Annotated in this window: 24 protein-coding genes; 11 read left to right on the plus strand and 13 right to left on the minus strand. The window is 69.8% G+C overall.

Annotation, left to right across the window (positions count from 1 at the left end; translation table 11 throughout):
• Positions 1-50 precede the first annotated feature (50 nt).
• From EAT49_RS19705 to EAT49_RS21340, 10 genes are all read right to left on the minus strand, one after another.
• Positions 51-500 (minus strand): hypothetical protein, encoded by a 450-nt coding sequence (locus tag EAT49_RS19705; RefSeq protein ID WP_123644024.1) that lies wholly within the window; start codon positions 498-500, stop codon positions 51-53.
• 41 nt (positions 501-541) lie between these two features.
• Positions 542-1,669, minus strand: coding sequence for an SPFH domain-containing protein (locus tag EAT49_RS19710; protein ID WP_123644025.1), 1,128 nt, complete (start codon positions 1,667-1,669; stop codon positions 542-544).
• A 63-nt stretch (positions 1,670-1,732) separates the two neighbouring features.
• Entirely contained in the window at positions 1,733-3,208 is a 1,476-nt protein-coding gene (locus EAT49_RS19715) for an L-lactate permease (protein ID WP_123644026.1), read from the minus strand.
• 249 nt (positions 3,209-3,457) lie between these two features.
• Positions 3,458-4,438, minus strand: a complete 981-nt coding sequence (locus tag EAT49_RS19720) for a DUF2927 domain-containing protein (RefSeq protein WP_246003919.1) — start codon at positions 4,436-4,438, stop codon at positions 3,458-3,460.
• Positions 4,435-5,634, minus strand: a complete 1,200-nt coding sequence (locus EAT49_RS19725; RefSeq protein ID WP_123644027.1) for a toxic anion resistance protein — start codon at positions 5,632-5,634, stop codon at positions 4,435-4,437. The genes EAT49_RS19720 and EAT49_RS19725 overlap by 4 nt, the downstream gene beginning before the upstream one ends.
• Before the next feature lie 56 nt (positions 5,635-5,690).
• Entirely contained in the window at positions 5,691-6,581 is an 891-nt protein-coding gene (locus EAT49_RS19730) for a 5-bromo-4-chloroindolyl phosphate hydrolysis family protein (protein WP_123644028.1), read from the minus strand.
• On the minus strand, positions 6,581-6,802 hold the full coding sequence (locus tag EAT49_RS19735; RefSeq protein WP_123644029.1) for a hypothetical protein: 222 nt from the start codon (positions 6,800-6,802) through the stop codon (positions 6,581-6,583). Before EAT49_RS19735 ends, EAT49_RS19730 begins: the two co-directional genes overlap by 1 nt.
• Positions 6,803-6,996: 194 nt before the next feature.
• Complete coding sequence (locus tag EAT49_RS19740; RefSeq protein ID WP_123644030.1) at positions 6,997-7,935, minus strand: pseudouridine synthase; 939 nt, start codon at positions 7,933-7,935, stop codon at positions 6,997-6,999.
• A 147-nt stretch (positions 7,936-8,082) separates the two neighbouring features.
• A complete protein-coding gene (locus EAT49_RS21335; protein ID WP_185020847.1) occupies positions 8,083-8,253 on the minus strand; it encodes a hypothetical protein in 171 nt (56 codons plus the stop codon).
• A gap of 247 nt (positions 8,254-8,500) precedes the next feature.
• The gene (locus tag EAT49_RS21340) at positions 8,501-8,884 is read right to left on the minus strand and encodes a hypothetical protein (RefSeq protein WP_185020848.1); all 384 of its coding nucleotides are present in this window, start codon (positions 8,882-8,884) and stop codon (positions 8,501-8,503) included.
• A 229-nt stretch (positions 8,885-9,113) separates the two neighbouring features.
• Between EAT49_RS21340 and EAT49_RS19750 the strand changes: the two genes are divergently transcribed.
• From EAT49_RS19750 to EAT49_RS21345, 10 genes are all read left to right on the plus strand, one after another.
• The gene (locus EAT49_RS19750) at positions 9,114-9,701 is read left to right on the plus strand and encodes a hypothetical protein (protein ID WP_123644031.1); all 588 of its coding nucleotides are present in this window, start codon (positions 9,114-9,116) and stop codon (positions 9,699-9,701) included.
• A gap of 120 nt (positions 9,702-9,821) precedes the next feature.
• Complete coding sequence (locus EAT49_RS19755; protein ID WP_123644032.1) at positions 9,822-11,369, plus strand: CsgG/HfaB family protein; 1,548 nt, start codon at positions 9,822-9,824, stop codon at positions 11,367-11,369.
• Positions 11,370-11,503: 134 nt separating this feature from the next.
• Complete coding sequence (locus tag EAT49_RS19760; protein ID WP_123644033.1) at positions 11,504-12,319, plus strand: hypothetical protein; 816 nt, start codon at positions 11,504-11,506, stop codon at positions 12,317-12,319.
• A 360-nt stretch (positions 12,320-12,679) separates the two neighbouring features.
• Entirely contained in the window at positions 12,680-13,255 is a 576-nt protein-coding gene (locus EAT49_RS19765) for a hypothetical protein (protein WP_148078754.1), read from the plus strand.
• A 252-nt stretch (positions 13,256-13,507) separates the two neighbouring features.
• Positions 13,508-14,131, plus strand: coding sequence for a response regulator transcription factor (locus tag EAT49_RS19770; RefSeq protein ID WP_185020849.1), 624 nt, complete (start codon positions 13,508-13,510; stop codon positions 14,129-14,131).
• Between the two features lie 252 nt (positions 14,132-14,383).
• Positions 14,384-17,839 (plus strand): PAS domain-containing protein, encoded by a 3,456-nt coding sequence (locus EAT49_RS19775; RefSeq protein WP_123644036.1) that lies wholly within the window; start codon positions 14,384-14,386, stop codon positions 17,837-17,839.
• A 299-nt stretch (positions 17,840-18,138) separates the two neighbouring features.
• The gene (locus EAT49_RS19780) at positions 18,139-18,567 is read left to right on the plus strand and encodes a MerR family transcriptional regulator (protein WP_185020850.1); all 429 of its coding nucleotides are present in this window, start codon (positions 18,139-18,141) and stop codon (positions 18,565-18,567) included.
• 157 nt (positions 18,568-18,724) lie between these two features.
• The gene (locus EAT49_RS19785) at positions 18,725-19,363 is read left to right on the plus strand and encodes a response regulator (protein WP_185020851.1); all 639 of its coding nucleotides are present in this window, start codon (positions 18,725-18,727) and stop codon (positions 19,361-19,363) included.
• A gap of 1,067 nt (positions 19,364-20,430) precedes the next feature.
• A complete protein-coding gene (locus tag EAT49_RS19790; RefSeq protein WP_123644039.1) occupies positions 20,431-20,898 on the plus strand; it encodes a hypothetical protein in 468 nt (155 codons plus the stop codon).
• A gap of 148 nt (positions 20,899-21,046) precedes the next feature.
• Complete coding sequence (locus EAT49_RS21345; protein WP_185020852.1) at positions 21,047-21,217, plus strand: hypothetical protein; 171 nt, start codon at positions 21,047-21,049, stop codon at positions 21,215-21,217.
• A gap of 102 nt (positions 21,218-21,319) precedes the next feature.
• Here EAT49_RS21345 and trpE read toward each other — a convergent pair whose 3' ends face one another.
• The 3 genes from trpE to EAT49_RS19805 are packed head-to-tail and all read right to left on the minus strand — an operon-like array spanning position 21,320 to position 25,903.
• Positions 21,320-22,825: an anthranilate synthase component I gene (trpE, locus tag EAT49_RS19795; RefSeq protein ID WP_123644040.1), complete on the minus strand. Its 1,506-nt coding sequence runs from the start codon at positions 22,823-22,825 to the stop codon at positions 21,320-21,322.
• 10 nt (positions 22,826-22,835) lie between these two features.
• Positions 22,836-24,677, minus strand: a complete 1,842-nt coding sequence (locus EAT49_RS19800; RefSeq protein WP_123644041.1) for a peptidyl-prolyl cis-trans isomerase — start codon at positions 24,675-24,677, stop codon at positions 22,836-22,838.
• A gap of 53 nt (positions 24,678-24,730) precedes the next feature.
• Entirely contained in the window at positions 24,731-25,903 is a 1,173-nt protein-coding gene (locus tag EAT49_RS19805) for an aminotransferase (RefSeq protein ID WP_123644042.1), read from the minus strand.
• Between the two features lie 163 nt (positions 25,904-26,066).
• Here EAT49_RS19805 and hmuQ point away from each other — a divergent pair, with 163 nt between their 5' ends.
• Entirely contained in the window at positions 26,067-26,381 is a 315-nt protein-coding gene (gene hmuQ / locus EAT49_RS19810) for a heme-degrading protein HmuQ (protein WP_123644043.1), read from the plus strand.
• Positions 26,382-26,469: the final 88 nt, after the last annotated feature.

The raw sequence follows: 26,469 nt of genomic DNA on the forward strand, positions 1-26,469 counted from the left end.
GGTTTCGGGGGCAGGTTAGACGGGCCGGCGCGCGGCGAAAAGCCGTGGCGTCAGAGGATGTGGTGCAGGCTCTTCGGCAGGATGCTGCGCAGCGCGTTGTCGCGGAGCGCGGTGTGGCGCCAGAAGTGGAAGAGCCCGTGCAGGGTGCCCGCGGACAGCAGCACGAGGAGCGAGATCCAGGCGGGACCGGGCGCGATGAGTCCCGCGAGCTCGGCTGCATTGAGGGCGGCGGCGGCGGCGAGGAGCGCGTAGAGGCCCCAGTGCATGGGGCGGTACAGGGCGCGGGCGGCGCCCGAGAGCTTTGGCCCCGGGCGGCCGGCGAGACCTTTCGCGAGGGCCACGACGACCCAGAGCGCTGCGGCGGCGGCGAAGGTCCAGCGGACCACCGGCGTCCCGGTGCCGCCCTTGAGCATCGCGAGGAGCAGGAAGGCGGTGAGCCAGTGCAGCGTTATGACGACAGCGCGGCGGGAGGGCCTGAGGGACGCGGGGCGGGCGGTCATGACGCGGGAGATGGCGCGGCGCCGCCCCGCGGCAAGCCCGGTCAGACGCCCGGAGGCGGCGGCGGAGGCATCACGGTGAAGAGCTGGGCGAGCCCGGCCACCTCATCGGCCTGTTTCCAGCCGTCCTGTCCCTGGGTCCAGACGAAGGTCTCGCGGGTCAGCTCGCCGGAGGACACCATCTTGCCGAGATCGGCGCGGCTGTAGGGGCCCATGGTCTGCCCGTCCTTCGCGATGTGCCAGACATGTTCCACCGGGGGCGGAGGCGGCGGAGCCGCGGCGGCCGCGGGCTGGGGCGCGCGGGGCTGGCCACCCCAGGGGCCACCCTGGGCCATGCCGCCCATGGCGTTGCCCATGGCCATGCCGAGTCCCGCGCCCATGCCGGCGCCCATCGCATCGCCCATCGTGCCGGGCTGGCCCATCGCCTCGGCCGCCTTCCACTTCATGTGATCGTCGAGATTGCCCGCGATCCCGCGCGAGGTGCGCGCGTCGAGCGCCTTTTCCACCTCGGGCGGCAGGGAGATGTTCTCGATGTAGAGCTCGGGCAGGGTGAGCCCGTACTGCGTGATCGTGCCGGAGATGGCGTCGGCCACGAGCTGGCCCAGATCGCGCGTGTTGGCCGCCATGTCGAGGGCGGGAATGCCCGAGGCGGCGAGCGCGCGGCTGACTTCCTGCACGATGATGTTGCGGATCTGGAAGCTCACCTCTTCCATGGTGAACTCGCCGTCGGTGCCCACGATCTCCGTCAGGAAGAGGCCCGCGTCGACCACCTTGACGGTATAGGTCCCGAAGGCGCGGAGGCGGATCGGCCCGAATTCGGGATCGCGCAGCATGATCGGGTTCTTGGTGCCCCACTTCAGGTTGGTGAAGCGGTTGGTGGAGACGAAGTAGATCTCCGACTTGAAGGGCGACTTGAAGCCGTGGGACCAGTGCTGCAGCGTGGTCATCACGGGCATGTTGTTGGTCTCGAGCATGTAGAGACCGGGGGTGAAGACATCGGCGAGCTGGCCCTCGTGGACGAAGACCGCGGTCTGCCCCTCGCGCACCGTCAGCTTCGCGCCGTACTTGATCTCGTTGCCGTGCCGCTGGAACCGCCAGACCATCGTGTCCCGGGTGTCGTCGGTCCATTCGATGACGTCGATGAACTGTCCGGAAAGGAAGTTGAACACCATGGCGCGGCTCCCCTGAAAATGCCCTCCGGTCAGAGATAGGCATTTTCGCGCCGTCGCGCCAGATCAGGCGAAAGCGGTGACCGCGAGGATCAGCGCGCCGCCCGCCAGCGCCGCGGCGGCGCAGAGCGCGAGCGTCTTCGCCAGCACCTCGCCCTCCTTTCCGACGAGCCCCACGGTGGCCGAGCCTGCGATGATGTTGTGGGGCGCGACCACGTTGCCGATCGCCGAGCCGAAGCCCTGGGCCGCCGCCATGGCGACGGGGGAGAGCGACAGGGAGGCGGCGACGCCGGTCTGGAACTCGGTGAAGAGAATGTTGGAGGCGGTGGCCGAGCCCGTCACGAAGGTGCCGAGCACGCCGATGAGCGGGGCGAGCAGCGGCCAGAGCGCGCCGGTGGCGGCGGCGGCCTCGGCCAGGGCGTCGATGAGACCGCCATGGACCATGACGCGGCTCAGGGCGAGCATCGCCAGAAGCGCCAGGGCCACGGGGACGAGGCGGGCGAGGGCGGCGGCGAGCGCCGGGGCGAGCGCCGCCCGGCGCCCGGTGGCGACGGCGCCGAGGGCGAGTCCGGCAAAGAGCAGCGTGCCCGGGTGATAGAGCGGCGCGAAGGCGCCGGAGAACCGCTCGCCGAGCGTCCAGCCGAGGGAGAGGCCGGAAAGGCCCTCCTGCAGGGGCGGGACGAGGCGGGTCGCGAGGACCAGGGCGAGGATCGCGCCGTAGGGCGCAAGGTCTCGGGCCAGCGGCGCGAGCGGGGGCGGGGCGGCGCCGGTGCGGCGGACCAGAAGGGCTGCGAAGACGGCGAGGCCGATGAGCGCGCCGCCGAGGCTCGGCAGTTCCGGGCCGGCGAGGCCCGCCAGGGCCACCGAGGGCAGCGCGAAACAGGCCCAGGCGAGGGCGGCCCAGCCGTAATCGCCCCGGGACAACGGCCCGTCCCCGGCGAGGCGCACCGTGACCAGCAGCAGAAGCGGGGAGACCGCGGCATGCAGGAGCGCGGCACTGCCCGCCAGAGCCGTGGGGGAGAGACCGGTGAGGTCGATCTGCGCCAGCGTCGGCGTGCCCACGGCGCCGAAGGAGACGCCGGCGGCATGGCCCGTGAGTGCGAGCGTCACCGCGCGGACCGGCGGATAGCCGAGCCCCGCGAGCAGGGGGGCGGCGAGGGCCACGGGGGTGCCGAACCCCGCCGCGCCCTCCATGAAGAGGCCGAAGAACCAGGCGATGAGGATGGCCTGCAGCCGGCGGTCCGCGGTGAGCCCCGTCAGCGCGTCGCGGATGCGGTCGAGCGCCCCGGTGCGGCTCTGGAACTCGTAGAGCATCAGCGCCGGGAGCACGATCCAGAGGATCGTCGCCGTGGAATGAAGCGCCTCGGCCCCGGCGCCGGCGAGAGTCTCAGGGGCGCCGCTCGGAAGCGGCGCGAAGAGCGTGAGCGCGAGGATCAGCGCGGCCCCGAGGCCCAGCACCCCCGCCCGCGCGGCGGACCAGTGCAGCGCGCCCATGGCACCCAGCACCAGCGCCAGCGGAAGGGCCGCGGCCAGCGCCGTCACGCGGCGGCCCCGTGGCGCGCGCGACCGGCGGTCGGGGCCCCGAGGCCCTGCCTTTTTCTGGCCGGAAGTATCCCGGGGGGAGCGGCGAAAGCCCCCGGCTTTCGTCGCGGGGGGCAGCGCCCCCCGCAGCGCCCGGTCCCGCCGGAGGCGGGGCCGGGCTCCAGCCGGTGCGCCGAAGGCGCTCCGCCCAGGACCCGCGCCGCCGCGGGGCGCGCCGTGCGGCTGGCTGGCGACGGCCCGGCCATGGCCTCAGCTCGGCCCGCCCACCAGTTCCGAGGCGATCTGCCGGACGATGGGCCGGGCCTCGGGGGCGGTCATGCCGGGGGTCAGGCGGGGGTCGTAGAGCATCTTCAGCAGAAGCTCGTCATGGGTCGTCAGGAGGCCGAACTCCTCGTCGTCGTTGAAGATCGACGGACGGGCGAGGGGGCTGTCGTTGGCGAGGCCGAGGCCCTGGGCCAGTTCCTCGTGGATGCAGGACAGGCGCAGGAGATCCGGATGCTCGGCCCGGATCAGCGCGACGGCCTTGGTATAGACGGCCGAATTGCCGGGGCTGAAGGCCAGAACGAGGCAGAGCGTGCCGCGGTCGGGGGTCTGGAAGGCGCGGATCGAGGTGTCGCTGATCCCCGGCACCAGTTCGCGCAGGCGTGGCGCGATGCTCCGGCGGTCGTCCTCGGTCAGGATCAGGACGTGGAAATTCGGGTCGGTCTCGTCATAGATCATGGGATGGCCGCTGACCCGCGACAGGCGGCGCACGAAGGCCGCGACGTTGGCGCGGTCCTCGGCGCGCTGGGCCTCGGGCACGCGGGCGCCGAACTCCACGCCGAAGCGCACCGTCTCCTCCCACCGGCGCAGAAAGCTCTCGGTGGTCTCGGCGCGGATGCTGGGGCCGTCGAAGACGTATTCGTCGAAGAGCGCGATCCGTTCGAAATTGCGCGCGAGCGTGGTGTCCGTGAACGGCGCGTCCGGCCCGCCCCCGTCGCGGCGCAGGAGGCCGCGCGAGAGCAGGTCCGTCTCGAGCCGCGCGTAGAAGAGCGACAGCGCCTCGCTTGCCGCCGAGGGCGCCTCGGCCCGCGATTGCGGGACGGGGCTGGTGTCCGGCGCCGTCGGGGGGCGCTCCGGGACGGGGGCCGACACCTCCACCGGGGCCTCGCCGCATGCGGCCAGCCCGGCGAGAGCCGCGACCCCGAGGAGCCGCCGCAGGGAGCGGGGGAGGGCCGGCCCCCGTCTCACACGCCCTCGGCCTGGCCCACGGTCTCCCCGAGGCCCGTCTTTTTCGACTTCGCGGAGGCGAGCGTCTCCTTCAGCTCGGCCTCCATCTTCTGGAGGTCCGCCTCGGCCGCGGCCCGCTTCTTCTTGCCTTCGTCGGCGATCTGCAGGCTTTCGTTGATCGTGGCGATGAGGTTCTCGTTCGCGGCCTTCACCGCCTCGATGTCGAAGACGCCGCGCTCCATCTCCTCGCGGATCGTCCTGTTCGCCTGGCGCAGGTTCTCGGCATTGGCGGTCAGAAGCTCGTTCGTCAGGTCATTGGCGTCGCGGACGGCGCGGGCGGCCTCGGAGGAGCGCTGGATCGTCACCGCCTGGGCGAGCTGGGTCTCCCACAGCGGCACGGTGTTGATCAGCGTCGAGTTGATCTTCGTCACCAGGCTCTTGTCGTTCTCCTGCACCAGCCGGATCGAGGGCAGGGACTGCATCGTCACCTGGCGCGTGAGCTTGAGGTCGTGGACCCGGCGTTCGAGATCGTCGCGGGCGGCGCGCAGGTCGCGCAGCTGCTGGGCCTTCATCACGCCCTGCTCCTCCGGCGCGGCCTGCACCTCGGCCTCCTTGGCGGGGATCGTCGTGGCGTCGAGCTCGGCCAGCTTCTCCTCGCCCGCGGCGATGTAGAGCGCGAGCTCGTCGTAGAAGGCGAGGGTCTTGTCGTAGAGCAGGTCGAGGCTTTCAATGTCCTTCAGGAGGACATGCTCGTGCTTCAGCAGATCGTCGGTGATGCGGTCGATCTGGCCCTGCACCTCTTCGAACTTGGCCGCGAATTTCGCCGCCGGCGCGGAGCGGCCGAGGAGCTTTTCCCACCACGACAGTTTCCGGCGCACGTCGAGCTCGCTCATCGAGAAGCCGCGGATCGTGGTGACGATGTCGCGCAGGCTGTCGCCGGCGGGGCCCACGTCCTTGTTGCGGACACCCTGGAGCATCGACTGGCTGATCTCCTGCAGCTCGGCCTGCGCCGAGGAGCCGAAGGAGATGATCGAGTTCGTGTCCGACATGTCGATCTCGTTCATCCGCCGCCGGATTTCCTCGGCGGTGGGCGGATCGGCATCCTGGACGGTCACGAGGTCCGTCTTCGGTTCGGGAAGCACCACGGCTGTCACCTTTTCCACCTGAGCAAGCGCGGCCTGCGCTTCCTGCATGTTCCTGGCTGTCGTCTCGGACATTGCCGTCCCCCTGTCTATGTTCCCTCGTTAATTTCCGCCCCGGGTCCCGGGCCCTGTCACAGCCCTTCCCGGTGCAGCCTGTCGCGCAGGACCTTGATCTCGATATCCATGTCGCTGCGGTCGTCGAGCATCATCTTCTCCGTGCGTTTCGCGAAGTTTTCCTGAAGGTCCTCGAGCAGCGCCTCGTAGCTGGCCCGGGCCTCGGGATCGGGCTTGCGGTTCCAGAGTTCCACGAACTTCACCGTCGCGTCACGAGCGCCCATCAGGTAGACGCCGAGATACTTGCGCGCGCCGGTGAGGTCGCGCGGATCGGATTCCACCGTGCGGATCATGCCGCGGGCGGCCGAAATGAACTCCGCCACCCGGTCGTGGAGCGCGCGGGCGTCGGTGGTGCGGATCTGCGCCCAGATCGTGTCGAGATAGGCCTCGGCCTCGTCCACCACCCTGGCCACGCGATCGGACTGGAACTGGTCCACGCCCTCGAGGCGCTTGTCCTTTAGGGGGTCGATGCCGAAGGCCGCGAGATGCAGGACCCCGGCGGCGATGCCGTAGAGGCCCGAGCCGGCGAGGCCGGTCTCGCCGGTCCAGGCGGCGATGGCGATGCCCGTCCCGGTCAGGGCGGACCCGAAGATCTTGCGCGGGATCGCCGGACGCCGGGCCACGGGCCGCGCGTCATAGGCGGCCTCGGCGCGCATGCCCTCGCGGGTGAGCCAGGCGGCGAGCATCAGGATGCCCGCGCCGACGAGCCCCGCGAGCAGGGCGGCGGGCGGGGCGAACAGCGAGGTGACCGCGAGCACGACGGGCGGCACGAACATCAGCCCGGCCTTGGCGCCCGCGCCCGCGTCGAGCCGCGCCTCGTTCAGCGGCGCGGGCGCCGGACGGGGGGTGTTCGTCCCGCCCCCGGACGTGGTGCCGGGGCTGTATTTCCCGCCGAACCGCTGCGACATCAGGCGCCCCCGATGAGCCCGCTGGTCACGCCGAGCGCGAGAACGAAGAGCAGCACATAGGCGATTGCGCGGATGGTGTCAGGCATCGGGCCCTCCAGGGTGGCGGCAGGCTGACGGGACCGCGCCCGGGGCAGGGGCCGCGGGCGGACCGCATCGGTCACGACCTGCACCGCGATCACCGCGGCGCTGATCAGGAGGAGGGCCAGAATCAGGCGTGTCATGGGCGCTCACCTTGCCGTCTCCCCAGAGGATAGGTGCGACGCCCCCCGATTGCGAGGGGCGATGCCGCCATGCGACGCGCGTCGCATGGGCGCGCGGGGAGGCGGGGCGCGGCAGATCCGGCGGGGCTGGGCGGTCATGGCGTTCCGGCGAAAGGACGCGGCCAGATTGCACGGGCCTGACCCAGGGGCAAGTCTCAACCCCGGCGGCGGGGCGGGCCCTTTCCGGGTCCCGGGCCGGGCCGGACGGGCCTCGCGCCCGGTTTCTGCCCGGGGCGCCCCGCGGGCTTCGTGCCCCTGCCGGGAGGCGTCGCCGCGGCTTTCGTTCCGGCCTTCGCGGCAGAGCGGCCTCCGGACCGTGGTCCGCCCTTGCCGGCGCGGGCCGGGCGCTCCGGCGGCGGTTCGCCATCGAGGCCGAGCTGGTCGCGCAGGACCCTGCGGCGGACCTCCTCCACCGCGCCGGGCTTGAGATTGCCCAGCTGGAACGGGCCGTAGGCGATGCGGATCAGACGGTTCACGGTGACGCCCACCGCCTCCATGGCGCGGCGGATCTCGCGGTTCCTGCCCTCGCGCAGGCTGACGGTGAGCCAGGCGTTGCGGCCCTGCTCGCGGTCGAGCGTGACCAGCATGGGCTGGTAGCGGATGCCCTCCACCTCGATGCCGGCGCGCAGACGCTCGAGCGCCTCGAGCTGCGGAGGGGGATGGCAGCGCACCCTGTAGCGGCGCAGCCAGCCGGTCTCGGGCAGCTCCAGCCGCCGCTTGATGGCGCCGTCGTTGGTGAGCAGCAGGAGCCCCTCGGAGGTTAGGTCGAGCCGGCCCACGGACACCACCCGCGGCATGTCCTCGGGCAGGTCGTCGAACACCGTGGGCCGGCCCTTCTCGTCGGCGGTGGTGGTCACGAGGCCCACGGGCTTGTGATAGAGCCAGAGCCGGGGCGGCTCCGCCTCGGCCACGGGCGCGCCATCGACCGCGATGCGGTCGCGCGGACCCACGTCGAGGGCGGGGCTGTCGATGACCTTGCCGTTCACCGCCACGCGGCCCGCGGCGATCATGCGCTCCACCTCGCGCCGGGACGCCACGCCCCGCCGCGCCAGCACCTTGGCGATCCGCTCGCCGGTTTTCCCGCTGTCACTCATGGCACCCGCCTTACGGCCCCGGGGGACCCGACGCCAGCCCCGGGGCTCGCCGGGTATCCGTCGGCCGGTCCTGCGCCCTCGACCTTTGCGGCCCGGACCGCCCGCCGGGTATCGCGTTCCGGCCCCGGCGACCGCCTCGACCGTGACTCAAAAGGCGCAAGGCATCACGGAAACCGCCGGCACCGTCTCGCGACCCAGGTCGGGCAGGGCCGAGATGGCGGCCTTGCCGGCGGCACCGGGCTTCTGAAAACGGCAGGGATTTTGCGATTCATTCGATGCCGCAGCACAAGATCCTGCAATCCGATCCCCGTCGATCATCGAAATTCTCAGACAGATATCTTTCGAGACGTTCCTGCGAATTATTCGAGACTCGGCGGTTCCGAAGGAGTTGTTGATAACTGACGCTGGGGCGCGCAAACGAAGACGACAGGGCGGCCAATTGGTCGCTGAACAGTATTCACGCCGAACCAGAGAAGCAGAAAGTCCTCGAGCCCATGACCCGATCCTACTTGAATACGACGCGCATGGTATTGGCTGTCGGAATAACCGTGTCTCTCGCCGCCTGTCAGCCCGACGTCGCATCCACGATGGTGTGCTGGGAGGAGCAGACCTTTCCGAGGTCGGGCGGGGTCGTCGACAAGGTGCCGACCTCGGTCAGGACGGTCTGCGCGCCGGTCGAGACGCAGGTTCCGGTTACGCCCGTCGCCGCCGTCGCCTCGGACAGCGACCGCAGGAGCGGCCGGGCCAGCGAGGGCGCTCCGGCGCGGAACTCGGACCGCAGCACCAGGGACCGTGGCGGCGAGAGCGCCGGGGCAACGGCCAGCAGCGGTCCTCGTGGCGCGGCGGCGTCAAGCGGAGGCAGGGGCGGAGCCGCGGCCTCCAGCGGGCCGGGTGGCGCCGCGGCCTCCGGCGGCGGGGCGTCGGCGGTGAGCGGGCGGGGGGGGCACATCGGCCTCCAGCAGCGGTAACGGCGGCGCGGCGGCGAGCAGCGGACCCGGCGGAACCTCGGCCGCAGGAGGCGGGTCCGCCGCCAGCAGCGGCAAGGGAGGCACCTCCGCGGCAGGGGGCGGCGCTGCTGCGGCGAGCGGTCCCGGGGGCGTCTCCGCGGCGTCCGGAAGCGGCGTGGCCGTCAGCGGTCCCGGCGGCGTCTCCGCCGCCTCCGGCAATTGAGACGGAAGATGGCGGTCACTGGAATGCGGCAGGTGGCAGGGCGGAGTCGTTCGGCGCGGGTCGTGATCGGGGCGGCGGTTCTCCTGTCGGTCCAGACCCCGGCCATGGCCCAGAACTTCGCCAGTCCCGGGGCGAACTGGTCCTCGTCCTGGGGGTTTGCATCGCCGGCGGATCGGAGCCTGTCGCTGCAACAGGCGCAGGCGATCCGGCAGGCACAGATGGAGCCGCAGCCGGGAACGCTCGTGACGAACACGACCAACAACACGACCTACAACAACATCAACAACGACAGCCGGTCGAACTACCAGGAAGTGCTCGGCGATACGCTCGATCTCGGGTCGGTCGATTTCCAGCTCAACGGCGACCGGATCGGCCAGAACACGAACGCGATCGGCTCGATGAACACCGGGACCACGAATGTCGAGGTGAACGGTAATTCCAACGAGATCATAGCGACCAATGCGGCGGAGAACGAAGGCTGCATCGACGGGGCAATCGAGCAGAATTCGGCGGGTTTCAGTTCCATGGCCTCGCCGTCGGGAATCGACATCAGCAGCAGAATGGGCGGGCGCGCGAAGCACTGCGTCCGGCGCTAGGAAGGACACCGGGAAATACGGAACGAATTCGAGGTAAGGCAGAAGCGGTCAATAACCGGACGGGAATGAACCCGCCATTCGGAGCAGTTCAACGTGAAGTACAAATGGAGGCAGTTGGCCGTGGCGACTTTCTGCATGACGGGCCTTGGGGGCTGTTCGACGATGCCACCGGGCGTCTTCACCTCCCCCACGGACAATGTCCCGCTGCTCGACGGTCCGCCGATCGAGGACGTCGTGACGCCCTTCGACGAGGCATTGGCCTGCCTGCAGGGGAAGATCCAGCCCGGGATCACCTTCGCGGTCGGGCAGATCGTCGATGCGACGGGCAAGGAGTCCTACGCCGAGGGCGGCACCGGAAAGTTCGTCACCCAGGGCGCCGGGGAGATGGTGCAGTCCGCCCTGTTCCGGGCGGGGGTGACTGTGGTGAACCGCCGCGACCCCAATATCCCCGTGGTCGAGACCCAATGGGGCATCCGTAACCTCGAGGAGCAGATGCCGGTCAACTTCTACCTGTCCGGCAGCATCAACAGCCTCGATTTCATCCCCGGCGGCGGCTTCAGCGCGCAGATCAACGGGACCGGCCCGCGCTTCCGTCAGAACCGCATCATGATCGGGCTCGATCTGACCATGACCGACGCCATGACCGGCCGGATCGTGGCCAGCGTGCCCCTGCAGAAACAGATCTTCTCGCGGGAGGTGGGCGCCTCCATGGGTCGCTTCTTCGGAGAGACGCTGGTCAGCCTCGATGCGGGCGGACAACAGCGCGAGGCGGTGCATTTCGCGCTCCGCCAGATGCTCAACTTCGCCACGTTCGAGCTGCTGGGCCAGGTGATGAACGCCGCCACCTTCGCGCCCTGCAAGGCGCAGGTGAGCCCCTTCTACGGGTCGATCGACAGTATCGGCACAGGGGATCCCGCCGCGCTGCGCCTCGCGTCGGGCAGCGGAGAGGCGCTGCAGAACGCGGCGATGCAGCGGTCGAGGCAGACCGAGGCCGCCCCGGCGCAACAGGGGAACGCCGCGCGCAGCATAGAGGAACAGGTCAAGGAACTGGCCAACCACGCCATGGTCTTCGGAGCCCGCGCGGTCGCTGCGGCGGAGGAGGCGATGGCCGCCGAGACCACCGATGTCGCCGCCCAGAAGACGGCGGAGGCGACCGAGCTTCTGCGCGGTGCCGTGCAGATCATGCAACGTGCGGCGGAGCTGGGCCTCGACGGTCCCGAAGGCGACGCCGTGGCCCTCGTGGTGGAGCGGGGGATCGGCGTGGTCACGGCGGCGCAGCAGGCCCTTGCCGACCGTCCGGAGGCCGGCGCCGCGCCGGCGGCGGAGGCCGGCTCGGACGCGGCCCCGGAGGCGGAGGCGACATCGGCGCAGGCCGCCGCCCCGGCGGACACGCGCGAGTCCGACCCTCCGGAGGACGACGCGGCGGAGGAAGGGGCGGAGCCGGCCGATGCGGTGCCGGACGCCGTCGCCCCGACCATTGGTGCTCCGACGGCGGAGGCACTTCTGCTGGCCACAGAGGCCGCCGCGGAGCCGGTCGCGCCCCCCGCCGGCATGAGCGGCGAGGAGGAGGCGTCGGTCTCTGCCGAGGACACCGCACCGACAGGCCCCGCCTCCGGTCCGCGGATCGTGCCGGGAACCCCCGAGGCGCAGCGCTTCGGGTTGGAGTGAGATGAGGGCCGTCCCCGCGACGGCCGCACAGGGTTTCCGTCCTTCGGGGCGGAATGGACCGGGTCCCTCGTGAAGCCCGAACTCGTCGTGCACCCGGAGGGGGGTCGCGACGGACAACTGAGAAAGGGAACGTCGTGAAAAGACTTCTCGCAACGACCGCCATCGCCACGGTGGCCATGACTGGCGCCGCTTCGGCCCAGTCGCTCCTGGAGCGCGTGCTGGAGAGCACGAACACGCAGGCTATCACCGGCATCTTCGCCAACACCGCCGACAACATCAATGCCGGCGTCGACGCGGATACCGTCACCATCGGCACCGATACGTTCTCGACCTCGGGCATCAACGCCTCGGTCACGAACATCCTGCGCGGTCTCGACGGGCCGACAGCGGTGACGGAGAACACCGAGGCCACCGAGGCCGTGACCGCCCTCATCGGGAACATCTCCACCACGGCGCTCGGCGCGGTGAACACGGGCGACATCACGCTGATCGGCTCCAACCAGGAGATCACGGACGATATCGACCGTGCGACGGCCGGCACCAGCGAGGCGGTCCAGCAGCGGATCGCGCACACGATCACGCAGGTGGGCACCACCGCGGACCAGACCATGCTGGCGATCAACTCGGCGCTCAACGAGACCAACGTGAACGCGTCGGTCCTGAACTCGATGACCGGCGTCAACGCCACCATCGGCCGGTCGGGCTTCGAGATGGGCTCGCCGTTCGGCGCCGATGCCATCGACGGGCTGTTCACGGCGGCCGCTTCCGCCGAGAGCGCCGAAGTGGCGGCGCAGCTCGCGTCGGCGATCCCGTCGGCCATCGAGGCGCTCACCGGCGGCATCAGCACCACGGCGCTCGGCGCGGTCAACACCGGTTCGATCACCTCCGGTGCCACCGACCAGGTCAACGGCGTCATCACCGCCATCGTCGGCAACGCGGCGGTCAACTAAGGCCGTCCGGGCGGTGCCCTTTGGGGGGCACTGCCGCCTGCGGTCCGCAAGGGCCGCATGATCCGCACCAGGTCCCTGAGTCGCAGCATCCCCCCAGGATGCTCAGGTCTGGTCGCGCACGAAGCCGGCACACCGTCCGGCTTCGCAGGTTGGGGAACGGGAGAGTCACCCTTTCCCCAACTCCGCGAACCATGGCATGTTGGCGAAGTGAGGAACTGGCGATCATCCCTGGTCCGGCGCCGGCCCCCCGATCGCCACGGTCGGTCAGGTATGCCGTCCGTGTTTGGGGGCGCCGCTCTCTGCGGTCTGGTCACGGTTTCGGCGGGTGCCGCAGAGGCCCAGAGCGTCCTCGAGCGCGTCTTGGCCCGGATCGAGTCCACCGGCCTTTTCGCCAACACGGCGCAGTCGGGATTCGGCGCCCGGCCCGCGAGGATTGACGCCGGCATCTCCACCCTGATGGACGGGCTGCCCCCCGCGTCCCTGTCGCCCGTGACCATCGCGCGCCCGCCGGCCCACCTGATTCTCGGAACGATGGAGTCCGTCGCGCTCGGTGCGACGAATGCAGGGGAGGTGATCCTGTCGGTGGCCGTCGACGCCGGCCTCTCGGTCGAGCCGGCCGGACTTGGGTCGCTTGGAGGCGTTCCGGCGTCCTCGGTCGTGCTCTACGGAGAGGACATGGCGATGACCAGCGCGTTGGACTCGGTCCGGATCGAGGATCTGATCGCCGCATCCTCAAGAGCGGCGACCGATGTCTGGCAGACGGGGACGACACCGGACGCGCCTGTCGGGCTGATGAACCTCGCCGCCAACGCAGGCGACGTGAATGCGCGGATCCTGACGAGGGTCAATGCGGCGGTGCTCGATGCGCAGGACATGACGGCGACCGCGCTCGGAGCCGTCAACGTGGGACTGGCCAGGATCGTCGGCGAGAGGTAGGCTGTCGGCCTTCGGCACTGCCGGGCGGGTTCTGATGCTATTCCGGCGCCGGAAGGGCCTCAAGGGCGGCGCTCGTCCGGGAGGGGGTCCTGTCCTTCGCGCGCCGCGCGTCTCCAAAGGCCGTGAGCGGATCCATCCGGACCGGTTGCTCCCGATGTTGCGTAACGTCAGTCATCGGCAAGGACGCGACATCATGCGAAGGGGCCGCTCTTGACAGGAATTCGGGCGATCATGCCGGAGGAGAGTGCGGACATGACCGATGCGCGGCGGCTGAGGGTTCTCCTGATCGACGATCACCAGCTTCTAGCGGACACCGTCTCCTCCGCCCTCGAGTCGATCGGCGACTTCGCCGTGACCTCTGTGCGGTGCCTCGAGGAGGCGCTGGCGCTGATCGGGCAGGGGGAGCCGTATGACGTGGTCCTGCTGGACTACGAGCTGCCGGACGGGCGCGGCCTCGAGGGATTGTCCGCCGTCATTGCGGCGAACGGGCGCGGGGTCGCCCTGTTCTCGGGAGTGGCGGGACGGGCGATCGCGCTCGAGGCTGTCGCCGTCGGGGCATCGGGGTTCATCCCCAAGACCCTGCCGCTGAAGGTGCTCAACCATGCGCTGAAGTTCATCGCGGACGGCGGGACGTTTCTGCCGTCCGATCTCATGCGCCCGGCCAACGGGATCGGCGACGGTCAGGTCGCCATCAAGCCGCGCGAGGAGAAGGTCCTCGCTCTCGTGTCCGAGGGGCTCCAGAACAAGGAGATCGCGCGCGCGGCCGGTCTGAGCGAAACGACCGTGAAGAACGACGTGAAGTCGCTGTGCAGGAAGCTGGGTGCGCGGAACCGGACGGACCTCGTGCTTTCTGCGCGTCGGGCAGGGCTCGTCTAGACCAGACCAGACCGGGTCGGGACGCGACGCGGGTGTTCTTCGGCTGCCCCGGTATCCGAGCCTTTCGGACCGGCACGGCGCGGCACCGACCGGACCCTGCGCGCACGTCCCCCGACCGGCGGCCGCGTCGAGGGGCGGCCGGAGGTGAGGCATTTACTCTTTTGGATGGATTGAGGTCTTTCCCGCAGCGGGCCAACCCTCGCCCGGGCTGACAACGGATGGAGACCCGTGTCCGGAGCAGGAGAAGCGATCGTGAGAGGGCGTGACCAGCGACAGGACCCCGGTCCGACGCAGACGGACGCCGATGTCGCGCATGGGGCCGTGCTGCTGCGGCTCGCGGACGAGGTCTCCGAGACGTCGAGCGCCGGCGCGCTGGCCGGGCGCGTACTGACCCTGTGCGCGGAGGCGACCGGCGCGGACGGGTGGGTGGTCCTGCGCGCCGAGTCGGATGGCGCGATGAGCGCCCTCGCGGAGCGGCGCGACGGCACGCGGACGGAGCACTGGCCCGGCGCGGCCGCGCCGCTGTCCCGGCCGTGTTCGGTGAGCGATCTCGGCGCCCAGTCCTGGACGCGCGCCATGCCGGCGACAGCCCAGGGCTACCGGTCCCTGCTGTCGGTGCCGATCGCCCTGTCCATCGGCCCGCCCCTCGCCCTCGTCCTGCTGTCGAGACGGGCCGCGTTCTTTACCCAGGAAGACAGGCGGCTGATGGACCGCGTCGCGACGCTGGTCGGGCCGGTGATGGAGCGGCTCAGCCTGGCGGACCGCGGGTCCCTCGGACCGGGGTCGGACTGGCCTCCCGACGGGGGGGCGGGGGACACCGCTCCCCCCGGCCGGCCTGTCGCACCTCCGGGGCCCCTCACCGCGCTCATGGCCGAGGTCAAGCGATGGCAGACCCGGATATTCGACATCACCAACGCCATCCTCACCGCGCGGATCGACGCGGTGGACGATGCCATCACCTCCGCCCTCGACCTGACGGGGACTCTGGCCCTTGCGGACAGGACGTATGTCTTCCTGCGCCGGGACCCGGCGCGCCTCGACAACACGCATGAATGGGTCGCCGAAGGCATCGAGCCGATGATCGCGCATCTTCAGGACATGCCGGACGAGGTGCTGGACGAATGGCGCCCCGCCCTGCAGGCGGGTCAGGAGATCGAAATCCCGGATGTGGACGCGCTGCCAGACCCGTCGGAGGTGAAGTCGATCCTGCAGGCGCAGGGGATCAAGTCCCTGCTGGCGCTGCCCATGCTGGATCGGGGCCGATTGCTCGGCTTCGTGGGCTACGACAGCGTGCGGCGTCACCGTGCCTTCAGGAGCTTCGAGATCCAGCTGCTGCGGTCGGTGGCAGATGCCATCTCCGTGATGATCGTGTGGCGCGAGGCAGAGCGCAGGGCCGAGACCCAGAGCCGGGCGCTGAAGTACCAGAACACGGTGCTGAAGGCCACGCTGGCCGCGATCCCGCAGCTCATCCTCGAAACCGGACCGGACGGGCGGTTCGTCGGTTTCAACGAAGGCTCCAGCATGGGGCCGGTCTATGCGCCGGACGCCTTCATCGGCAAGCTGCCGGAAGAGGTGTTGCCGCCGGAGGCCGCGCGGACGTGGTGGAGCGCCATCGAGCAGGTGCGGCGGACCGGCGAATGCCGGGACGTGCTGCTCTCGGTGGAGGTGGACGGCGCGGAGCGGGATTTCATCGTCAGCGGCGGCCGGCTGACGGCGGAAGGGGCAGAGCCGGGCTGCGTCTTCATCGCCCGGGAGGTGACCGAGGAGCGCAGGCGCGACCGAGAGCGGGTCCGGCTTGCGAAGATCGCGGAGCTGACCTCGAGCCATGTGCTGATCCTCGACGGCAAGGGGCTGGTCGAGTGGATCAACCCCGCCTTCGCGAGCCGCATGGGGGTGAAGCTGGACACCATCCTGGGCAGGGATGGCGTCGCTCTGCTGGGGGTCATGATGTCCGATCCGGCAGGTTCGGTCCGGCTGCGCGCGGCGCTTCAGGCGGGAGAGAGCATCCAGACGCTCCTGAAGCTCCACGATGCCACCGGGGCGGTGTTCTGGATGGCGCTCGACATGCAGGCGATCCGGGCGGAAGGCGGTGAGATCGAAGGGTTCGTGCTGGTCCAGAGCGAGGTGACCAGCCTCAAGGAATCCGAGGAAACGGCGCTGCGGGAGAAGGCCATGGCGCTCGACATCGCGACGGACGGCTTTGCGGTCGCCGATGCCGAAGGGATGTTCACCTACATGAACGCCGCGCACAAGACGGTGTTCGGCATCGACCCGGAGGAGGACATCAGCGGTCTCTCCTGGCGCGATCTCTATGCGCCCGAGGGAGTGGCGGAGATCGAGCGGACGGTGATGCCCGTGTTGCAGGAGACCGGGCACTGGCGCGGCCGCCTGACCGGACGACACCGGAGCGGGGCCAAGGTGCCCCAGCAAGTGGCGCTCAACCTCATGGAGGGGGGCAGGCTGCTTTGCGCGATGCGCGACATCTCGGCGGAGATCGCCTGGAACCTGGAGCGCGCGCGGCTGAGCGACGCGCTGGGGGTCGCGCAGCGCGGCGAGTCCATCTCCCGGATCGCCTCGGAAGCGGCGCATGACCTCAACAACATGATCGCTGTGGTTCGCGGAACGGCCACGATGCTCCGGCCGAAATGCGTCGACCGCCCGGACGCGCTGGAGGGCCTGGCGCGGATCGAGCGCGCGATGGATGCGGCGGGAAATTTCGTCACGGATCTGCAGAGTCTCGAACGCGCGCCAGTTCCGAAGGCGGTGCACGACCTGCGCGCCATCGTCGGGGACGCGCTCGTGATCCTCGGCCCCGACCAGATCTATGCCCATCACGTCGCAACGCATCTGCCGGAGCGGGAGCAGCCCGTCTACTGCGCCTCCATCGACCTGATGCAGGTGATGATGAACCTGATCTGGAACGCCTGCGAAGCGAAGTCGGAGGGCGCCAGCAGCGTCACGATCGAGGTCCTCGAGGAGTACGATTCCGGGGCGGACTTCGGAGCGCTGATGGTCGGCGACATGCCGTCCGACACCCCCTGTGCCGTGTTTCGCATCACCGACGACGGCGACGGCATCGCGCCCGACCTGCTATCGAGGATCTTCACGCGCTTCTTCACGACCAAAGGGCAGCGCGGCACCGGGATGGGGCTGCCGATCGTCAGCCGGATGATCGAACGCAACCACGCGGCGCTGTGGATCGACAGCGCTCCGGGGCGGGGCACCTCGATCACGGTGGCATGGCCGAGCACGGAGCCCGTGCTCCGCCTCAGGGAGAGACCGGCGCGCCCCGAGGGGAACCCCGGCGGGGACGGTGCGTCCGCCCCCGATCTCAGCGGGCTGAGCGTCATGGTGGTCGACGACTACGCGGAGGCCGCGCAGATGATGGCCGACGCCCTGTCCGACGCCGGGGCCTTTGCCATGGCGCTGTCGGATGCCGCGGAGGCGCGGGAGATACTCGACACCTGTCCCGAGACATGGTCGGTCGTCGTGGTCGATCTCGACATGCCGCAGGTCAGCGGCATCGACATCGCGCGTGCCCTGCAGGCCCATCGCATCCGGCCGCCCTGCGTGCTGGTCACCGCGCGCCCGAACGACGTGGGGGCGAATGCGCATCTGTTCGAGGCGATCCTCGCAAAGCCGCTCGGGAATGGGGACCTGGTCGGGACGGTCCGGAAGGCGGCCTGGCGCCAGCGGTGCGAGGACTGACGCCTGTCGCGGGTCCTGCGCAAGACATCGGGGATGCCCGCTCGTTCGGACCTTGCCCGGCGTCATGCCGCCGCGACTCGCGCGTGACAGCGCCCGTCCCGTGGCGGACCTCAATTCCGGGTCAATTCCCTGTCCAAAGTTGCCGAACGTGATATTCCGGGAATAGCTGGCCCGTGGTTGATTTTTGAATTGTTCTTCCTGGAAAATATCGGAATCTGTCCATCGCGGAATGACAGAAACCAATCTGACGGATGCCGCAGGCCGTGAAGGCCCATCTGCGCAATGACCAGGGGTGCGACATGAGTGCTAGAGAAACGATTGCGGATGTCGCCCATCGGTTCTGCCTGACCCATCGCACCTTGCGGTTCTGGGAGGCCAAGGGCCTTCTGACCCCTTACCGGCGCGAGGCCCGGGGGCGCCGGACCTATACGGCCGAGGATTGCCAGCGGATCGCGGCCATTGTGGACGGCCAGAAGCTCGGTCTCACGCTCGAGGAGATCAGGGACGCGCTCACGGCCGATAATGCGCTTCAGCTCTCGGAAGAACGCCTGGGCGAGCTGAAGGCGGCGGCCGTGGCCGCGGCCGAGGAATGCGCCGCGCGGTTGCGGCGGATCGACGAGGTCGGGACGGCCGGATCGAGGACGGTCCGGGTGATGCCGGAGACGCCGGCCCAGGTCGCGGCGAACACCGCAAGGCCGGCACGCGCGCCGCTGCGGATGGTGAGATAACCTGGACCCCGGCATCTGCGCGCGGCCGAGTCAGGATCGGTCCGTTCGGCGCGCCCATGCGCATTCTCGTGGCGGCACTCTCTTTCGGGTAGAGCGCCTTACGTCGGGATGCGCCCGTTGATAGCTGCGCCTCACAGGCAAGATGAGGGCACGACGCATGACAGGGTCCACGGGCCACGAAGACACTGAAATCCTGAGGGTTCTCCTCGTCGACGACCATCTGCTCGTCAGTGAGGTGATCATCGCAGCGCTTGGCGCGATGGAGCGGCTCGACGTGGGGGCCGTCGGGAGCGTCGACGCGGCGGAAGAGGCCATTCGCAGCAGCGGCCGGCACGATGTCATTCTGCTCGATTACGACGTGCCCGGCATGGACGGGCTGAAGGGGCTTGCCCGATTGCTCGATCTGAACGGGGGAGGTGTCGCCCTGTTCTCGGGCACCGCCAACTGGCATGTGGCGGAACGGGCGATCAAGGCGGGCGCCCGGGGCTTTCTTCCCAAGACGATGTCCGTCAAGGCCCTCGGCCATGCCATCCGGCTGATTGCGGACGGCGAACTCTATCTGCCCCCGGAGATGTTGCTCGAGCAGGCAAATTCGCAAGCGGAGGCCGAGCTGAAACCGCGCGAGTTGCGGGTGCTCGGGTATCTCTGTGAAGGGTTGCAGAACAAGGAGATCGGCAATGAACTGCAGGTGGACGAGACCATCGTGAAAATGGACGTCAAGTCGATCTGCAAGAAGCTCGGCACACGCAACCGGACCCACGCCGTGATCGAGGCAATCAGAAGAGGCATATTCTGAGGTTTTCCCGAGGCCTGCCGGTCGTGCCCGAGCCAGGGCGGATCGAAACGCCCTGGCTCGCCGGAGGCCAGTTCCGGTCCATCCCGCGGTCTCGTCCGAAAACCGCCGGGTCACAGGATCATCCGGCCGAAAGGCCACCGCTCTCGAAGGAGAGGCGATCGGGCAAATGATCCCATCCCGCGCGAATGCGCGCGGGGACAGGGCGGCTGCAGACGCTAGAAGAGGTCAGGACGATCCTGGAGGTGGTCTGACGCAACGCGGTGTCTGTGCCGGCGATCCTGCGTCCCGCCTGCCTGATCATCCACCCCGGGGGCAACGGGGAATGCGCAATACGCCCTGACGGACGCGCTCCGTCAACAGGACATCCGGGTCCGGCCGAAGGAAGGGGGCCGGTACGCCCGGGCGAGAATGCCTGCGGGACGATGATATTCGCCTATCGTCCTGACACCTGGCCCGTCGTTTCGCGGACGTGCGCAGGATCCACCTGTGCGACCGTGGGACGGCGGGTCTCTTTTATTCGATCGCTTTGGCTCCGATCCCCGCTTCGACGGAAGCGGCGCGCTGCGTCGGCCGAGGGTCGACCTCTCGGAAGAGAGGAGGCAGGCGCGGATGCGCGGGACCGCATCTGCCCGGCGCTCCGAAGCGGCAAAGAAGAAATCATGAGCCCTCATGCATAGGGGTATGGTGGGCGGCGGCGTGCTACCCAACAGGTGGGATCGCGGGCCCCGACCTGAGCAGGCCGTCGGGTCTCCCCGGGCCGAGATTGGCGGAGGCTGTGGCCCTGTCCGGTAGGAAAGGCAGATAGACATGGTGATTGTGTTGCGCTGCGCGCCCTCGATCGCGGTTTCGACGACGCACGGGCCTATCTGGCGGCCGCAGGTGTCTTCTTTGTCTCGCTTGACCGCCGGACGGAGGATCAGGTGGGGGTCTCCGAATGCAGTCCGGGCAATCTGGTGGCCGATGCGACATGCGGACGGGGGTGGTAACCGATGAGACATGACTGGCGGTTCTCGAAATTCGGTCCCACGGCTCGCGACGCATCACTATGGGATGAACTGGAGAGTCGAATGGCGGACAAATGGTCAAATGGCGCGGTCGTTCTCGGGGTCGGCTTTCCGCAATCGAGCACGGAGAAGCTGGCCGCGGCCCTGAAGGGCGGAGGCGCCCAGCTGGTCGGTTTCTCGCCCTGCCTCGAGTCGAACCTTCAGAAGAGGAATCTGGTGACGGCGTTCACCCATTTCGTCGTGAACCTCGATGCCTACGGGGATATCCTGCACGCCGTCGACGAATTGCTGGCATTGCGGAAGGCTGCGCCGGAGGCGGTCGTGCTCTGCGTTTCGAAATCCGTCCGGGCGGATGATTTCGGCCTGGAGCGCCGTCAGATCTGTCATGCGACCCTGCGCGTGCCGTTCGGTCTCGAGAGGCTGCGCGCCGCCTTCATCGCCGCGACGGAGAACGCGGTGTCCTGTCGGCTGAGCGAGGAACGTCGCGATACGAAGCGACTGGAGACTCTCGGCGCGGTCGGAACCTGCTGACCGGCCTCGGGATACTCTCTCGGTCGCAGGAGGTCTCGTAATATGCCGTTCTGACCATTTCGAGTGTCTTTCTGTTCTCTGTCCAGCCGCTAATCTCGGACATATGGCTTACCGGACTCCACCTGGGCCGAATTCCGAGGACGGCGCAATGGCGGAAAGGCCCGGCGATATCGAGGATCTCGGAGACGACCTTTCCGAGGCGTGTGGTACGGGCGAGAGCCCTGGCGTTCTCAGGGTCTGGTGGATCATGCCCGGCGGCGTGCTGGGCGCGCTGCTGTGGTATCTCGCCATTCGCGCGGTGCTTGTCGCGATCCCCTGACCTGCGGTCCTGCAGGGCGGACGTCCACGCCATGAGGAGGAAGAGGACGCGCGGGCGGCGTCGATCGGGCGCCGGATCTCTGCCGGTCGCGCGGTCGCTCGCTCAGCGGTTGGCGCCGCCGCGAAACATGGTGGCATCCTCGGCGGCGCGACGGATGGCGTTCGACTTGTGGACCGTCTCGCGGTACTCGGCCTCCGGGTCGCTGTCGAAGACGACGCCGCCCCCGGCCTGGATGTAGAGGGTCTCGTCCTTCACCACGGCGGTGCGCAGCGCGATGCACATGTCCATGTCGCCGCCCGCCGAGAAATAGCCCACGCCGCCGCCGTAGACGCCGCGCTTTTCCGGTTCGAGTTCGTCGATGATCTCCATGGCGCGGACCTTGGGTGCGCCCGAGACGGTGCCGGCGGGCAGGCCCGCGAGCAGGGCCGACAGTGCGTCGTGCCCCTCGGCCAGGTCGCCCACGACGTTGGAGACGATGTGCATGACGTGGGAATAGCGCTCGACGATGAATTTCTCGGTGGGCCGCACGGTGCCGATCTTCGCGACCCGGCCCACGTCGTTGCGTCCGAGATCGAGCAGCATCAGGTGCTCGGCCAGTTCCTTCTGGTCGGCCATCAGGTCCGCCTCGAGCGCGCGGTCCTCCTCGGGGGTGGCGCCGCGGGGGCGGGTTCCGGCGATTGGGCGGATCGTGACCTCCGATCCGAAGACGCGCACGAGGATCTCGGGGCTGGCGCCGACGACCTGGAAGCCGCCAAAGTTGAAATAGAACATGAAGGGCGAGGGGTTGGTGCGCCGCAGAGAGCGGTAGAGCGCGAAGGGCGGCTCGCGGAAGGGCTGGGACCAGCGCTGGGAGGGCACGACCTGGAAGATGTCGCCCGCGCGGATATAGGCCTTCGCCCTTTCCACCGCGGCGAGATACCCCTCGTGGGTGAAATTGGAGACGGGCTCGGCGGCGGGCTCCACATCGCCGAGCGCCCGGGCGGCCACGGCCACGGGGCGGTCGAGGGCGCGCTCGGCGTCCATCACGCGCTCGGCGGCCTGGGCGAAGGCGGCGCGGGCCGAAAGGCCCTCCTGCACCCAGGCAGGCGCGCAGAGGATCACCTCGCCCTTCACCCCGTCGAGGACGGCGATCACCGAGGGGCGCAGCATCAGCGCGTCTGGCAGGCCCAGGGGATCGGGGTTCACGTCGGGCAGGCGTTCCACCAGTCGGATCATGTCGTAGCCGAGATAGCCGAAAAGGCCCGCAGCGGCGGCGGGCAGGCCCTCGGGGATCGCGATGCGGCTTTCGGCCAGCACCTGCCGCAGCGTGTCGAGGGGGGAGCCCGCCATGTCCTCCCAGGCGTCGGGATCGTAGCGGGCGGCGCGGTTGATGCGGCTGGTCTCGCCCCGGCATTCCCAGACGAGGTCGGGGTTCATGCCGATCATCGAATAGCGCCCGCGCACCTCTCCGCCGGTTACGGACTCGAGCACGAAACTGTCGCGGCCTGCGCCCGACAGCTTCAGCATCAGGGACACGGGCGTGTCGAGATCAGCGGCGAGGCGGGTGTAGACGAGCTGGTTCTCGCCCCGTTCGTAGGCGGCGCGGAAGGTCTCGAACTCGGGCACCATTTCGTGCGGCCTACTGGAAGGAGGTGATGACCGCGTTCACCGCGGACTGGTCGATCTGCACCTCGGTGCGGGACTGGAGCGAGCGGGTGTAGACGTCGAAGATGTCCTGGGTGATCCCGGCCTGGGCGTCGGCGGCGAAGCGGTCGGCGGCGGCGGCGAGATCCTCGTCGGAGAGGTCGGCGGGGGAGATGCCCGTGACCTGCACCACGAGCGCACCGCCCGGCATCGGCAGGGCGCGGGCGGCGCCTTCGTCCATGGCGAAGACCTCGGTCAGGAAGCCGGGCGGCGTGTCGGGCACGAAGGCGCGGCGGTCGAGGCCGGTCTCGGCATTGGGCACCGGCAGGCTGTCGGGCCAGTCGCCGGCGGCCTCGATTTCGGTGGCCATCTCCTCGGCGCGCGCGAGCAGGCGGGTGCGCAGCTCGGCCTGCCGCCAGGCCTCGGAGACCTGCGGGCGGGCCTCCTCGAGCGGGATCGGCGCGGGGGGCACCACCTCGTCCACGCGGATCACGGCGAGGCCGCCGTCCTCGAGTTCGGTCAGTTCGGGGAAGTCGCCGGGGGAGGTCTCCGCCGCGGCATTGCGGAACGCGGCGTAGGCGGCAATGCCCTCGGCGCTCTCCTCGGTCAGCTCGATCGTGCCGAGCTCCATGTCTGTCCGCTCGGCCAGGTCCTCGACCGTGGCGCCGCCCGCCATGAGGTCGGTCAGCCCTTCGGCGGACTGCTCGATCACCCGGCGCGCGCGCTCGGCGGCGAGTTCGGTGCGCAGCTCCTCGCGGGCCTCCTCGAAGGGGGTTTCCTGGGCGGGCAGGATCGCGTTGACGCGGAACAGCGCCGGGCCGAGGGGGGAGGGAGACGGCGCCGTCACCGCGCCGGGCTGGATCGAGAAGACCGCCTCGCCCGCGTCGCGCAGTTCGGCCTCGGTCACGTCGCCGAGGTCGATGGAGCCGAGTTCCAGCCCGCGTTCCCGCACGAGGGCGTCAAAGTCGATCTCGCCCGCCTCCAGCCGGGCCCAGGCGGCCTGGGCGCTTTCCTCGGTCTCGAAGACCAGACGTTCCACGAGCCGACGCTCGGGGCGGACGTAATCGTCGATCTGGCTTTCGTAGAGGGCGCGCAGGGCGTCCTCGTCCACGGTCACCTCGTCCACGATCATCGACGGCGTGAGCACGGCGTAGGTGATGCGGCGGGTCTCGGGGCTGAGGAAGCTGTCGGTGTTGGCGTCGTAATGGGCCTGGAGGTCCGCCGGGGCGGGCTCCGGCAGAGGCTCGGCGAGGTCGGCCTCGGTCAGGGACGCCCAGAGGAAGCTGCGGGTCTCTCCGAGCCAGGTCGCGAGGGTTTCGGCGTAGGCGTCGGGTGCGGGCACGCCCGCGGTGACCGCCGCTTGCAGCAGCGAGCGCGCGAGATCGCGGCGCAGGCTTTCCTCGAACTCGGCCTCGGTCAGGCCCGCCCGGTCGAGGGCGAAGCGGTAGGTCTCCCGGTCGAAGGCGCCCGAAGCGCCGCGGAACTGCGGGGCGGAGGTGATCTCGGCCGCGACCTGTTCGTCCCCCGCGGAGAGTCCGAGCGCGATGGTCTCGTTCTCGAGAACATGGGTGCCGATCAGCTGTCCCAGGACGGCGCTGTCGATCCCGAAGGTCTGCAGTTCGCTGATGGGCAGACTGCGGCCGGCCTGTGCCTCCAGCGCGCGGATCTGGCCCTGCAGCTCGCGGGCGAATTCCTGCACGGTGATCTCGGTCTCTCCCACGGAGCCCACGGTGCTCAGGTTGCCCCGGAGACTGGTGCCGCCGAAGCCGATCAGGCCCACGAAGAGCAGGCCGAGGATGATCCAGGTCGCGATCTTCTTGCCGGCGGATTGGGCCATGTCGTCCTCGTGTCAGAGTGTCCCGCGGGGGTTATGCGAGAGGGGACCGGGGATCAAGTGAGCCGTGCCGCGGCCAGACGGTCGCGCAGGTCGCCGATGCCCGCGCGGTCCACGTTGGCGAAGGCGATGCGCATTTCGCGCGCGCCGTCCGGATCGTCCTTTGGCCGGAACATGGTGCCGGGAAGCATCAGCACCCCGGCCTCCGTCACGAGCCGTTCGGCGGCGATGTCGGAGGGCAGGTCGAACGGGTGGCGCGCGTAGGCGAAATAGGCGCCGCTGCCCATCAGCGTCCAGCCGGGCAGGGCGGCGAAGGCCTCCTCCATGGCGGCGCGGCGGTCGAGGATCTCGGCCCGTTCCCCCGCGCGCCACTGGCCGAGGTTGCGCATCCCCCAGAGCGCGGCGTGCTGGCCCAGCTGCGGCGCGCAGATGGTCACCGTGTCGAGGAACTTCTCCGCCTCGGCGAGACGGGCGGGGGAGGCCACCATGGCGCCGACGCGGTGGCCGGTGAGGCGGTAGGTCTTCGAGAAGGAGTAGAGCTGGACGAGGGTGGCGTCCCAGTCGGGCTCGGAGAAAAGGTCGTGGGGCGGCGTCGGGCGGCTGTCGAAATCGCGGTAGGTCTCGTCGAGGACGAGCGCGATGCCGCGGTCACGCGCGAGGTCGTGAAAGGCCCGGACAAGGTCGGCAGGGTATTCCACGCCGCCGGGGTTGTTCGGGCTCACGAGCACGATCGCGCGCGTGCGCGGAGTGATCAGCGACGCGGCCTCGGCCGGGTCCGGGAGCAGGCGATCGCGCGCGGGCAGGGGCACGATGCGCAGGCCCTCCATCTCGCACCACATGGCGTGGTTGAAATACCAGGGCGTCGGCAGCAGCACCTCGTCGCCCGCATCCGCAAGGCAGGACATGGCGGCGGCGAAGGCCTCGTTGCAGCCGGCGGTGACGGCGACCTGCGAGGCGCTGACGGTGCCCGCGTAATCGGTGCTCCATCGGGCCGCGATCTCCTTGCGCAGGGCGGGAAGGCCGAGGACGGGACCGTAGAGATGGGCCTCGGGCACCTCGGTCACCAGGCGGGCCATCTCGGTCCGGAGCGGCAGGGGCGGCGGCTCCACCGGGGCGGCCTGGCTCACGTTCAGGAGAGGGCGGTCCGAGGGGAAGGAGAGCCCGGCGATCCAGCGCCGCGCCTCCATCACCGGGGGCGGTCCGGTCCGGGCGGTACGGGGCAGGGTCATGGCGTCCTCCTGTCGGGCGCATGTTCTTCGCCCGGCGCGGGGAGGAAAGGCAAGGGGCGGGGTGGCATGGGCGGGCGTCGGGGGGCGGGGCCGTTCGGCGGCCTTGCGCCGGGGGCGCGCTGCGGGCTAGCCGTGCGGTGCCGATCGAACGGGAGACCGGACCATGACCTGCCTGACGATGAACCGTTTCGTAGTGCTTGCGGGGCGCGAGGAGGCGTTCGAGGAGGTCTGGCGTTCCCGGGACAGCCATCTGAAATCGGTGGACGGATTCCTGTCCTTCCACCTCATGAAGGGTCCCGGGATCGAGGGCGGCAGGCTCTATGCCTCGCACACGCTCTGGCGCGACCGGGCGGCCTTCGAGGCCTGGACGAAATCCGACGCCTTCCGCGCCGCGCACAGCGGCGTCCGGCCGCAGTCGGACCTTTACGCGGGGCCGCCTGTCCTCGAGGTCTACGACAGCGTCCAGGAGCTGAGCTGAGCCGGGCGGCGTTCCGCGGCGCCGGACCCGGGCGCTTGCCCCGCGGCGCGGGGGCCGGTAACGAGGCGCCCGACGACAGCTGCGGGAG

Origin of the sequence: Histidinibacterium lentulum, assembly GCF_003789055.1 — a bacterium.
GTDB lineage: Bacteria > Pseudomonadota > Alphaproteobacteria > Rhodobacterales > Rhodobacteraceae > Oceanicola > Oceanicola lentulus.

Excerpts from the sequence above, each read along its gene's own strand:
- EAT49_RS19725 (WP_123644027.1), bottom strand. The coding sequence starts at position 5,634 with ATGTCCGAGACGACAGCCAGGAACATGCAGGAAGCGCAGGCCGCGCTT.
- hmuQ (WP_123644043.1), top strand. The coding sequence starts at position 26,067 with ATGACCTGCCTGACGATGAACCGTTTCGTAGTGCTTGCGGGGCGCGAG.
- EAT49_RS19730 (WP_123644028.1), bottom strand. The coding sequence starts at position 6,581 with ATGTCGCAGCGGTTCGGCGGGAAATACAGCCCCGGCACCACGTCCGGG.
- EAT49_RS21340 (WP_185020848.1), bottom strand. The coding sequence starts at position 8,884 with ATGTGCCCCCCCCGCCCGCTCACCGCCGACGCCCCGCCGCCGGAGGCC.
- EAT49_RS19750 (WP_123644031.1), top strand. The coding sequence starts at position 9,114 with ATGGCGGTCACTGGAATGCGGCAGGTGGCAGGGCGGAGTCGTTCGGCG.
- EAT49_RS21345 (WP_185020852.1), top strand. The coding sequence starts at position 21,047 with ATGGCGGAAAGGCCCGGCGATATCGAGGATCTCGGAGACGACCTTTCC.
- EAT49_RS19780 (WP_185020850.1), top strand. The coding sequence starts at position 18,139 with ATGAGTGCTAGAGAAACGATTGCGGATGTCGCCCATCGGTTCTGCCTG.
- EAT49_RS19705 (WP_123644024.1), bottom strand. The coding sequence starts at position 500 with ATGACCGCCCGCCCCGCGTCCCTCAGGCCCTCCCGCCGCGCTGTCGTC.
- EAT49_RS19800 (WP_123644041.1), bottom strand. The coding sequence starts at position 24,677 with ATGGCCCAATCCGCCGGCAAGAAGATCGCGACCTGGATCATCCTCGGC.
- EAT49_RS19770 (WP_185020849.1), top strand. The coding sequence starts at position 13,508 with ATGACCGATGCGCGGCGGCTGAGGGTTCTCCTGATCGACGATCACCAG.
- EAT49_RS19790 (WP_123644039.1), top strand. The coding sequence starts at position 20,431 with ATGGCGGACAAATGGTCAAATGGCGCGGTCGTTCTCGGGGTCGGCTTT.
- trpE (WP_123644040.1), bottom strand. The coding sequence starts at position 22,825 with ATGGTGCCCGAGTTCGAGACCTTCCGCGCCGCCTACGAACGGGGCGAG.
- EAT49_RS19740 (WP_123644030.1), bottom strand. The coding sequence starts at position 7,935 with ATGAGTGACAGCGGGAAAACCGGCGAGCGGATCGCCAAGGTGCTGGCG.
- EAT49_RS19735 (WP_123644029.1), bottom strand. The coding sequence starts at position 6,802 with ATGACACGCCTGATTCTGGCCCTCCTCCTGATCAGCGCCGCGGTGATC.
- EAT49_RS19785 (WP_185020851.1), top strand. The coding sequence starts at position 18,725 with ATGACAGGGTCCACGGGCCACGAAGACACTGAAATCCTGAGGGTTCTC.
- EAT49_RS19805 (WP_123644042.1), bottom strand. The coding sequence starts at position 25,903 with ATGACCCTGCCCCGTACCGCCCGGACCGGACCGCCCCCGGTGATGGAG.
- EAT49_RS21335 (WP_185020847.1), bottom strand. The coding sequence starts at position 8,253 with ATGATCGACGGGGATCGGATTGCAGGATCTTGTGCTGCGGCATCGAAT.
- EAT49_RS19710 (WP_123644025.1), bottom strand. The coding sequence starts at position 1,669 with ATGGTGTTCAACTTCCTTTCCGGACAGTTCATCGACGTCATCGAATGG.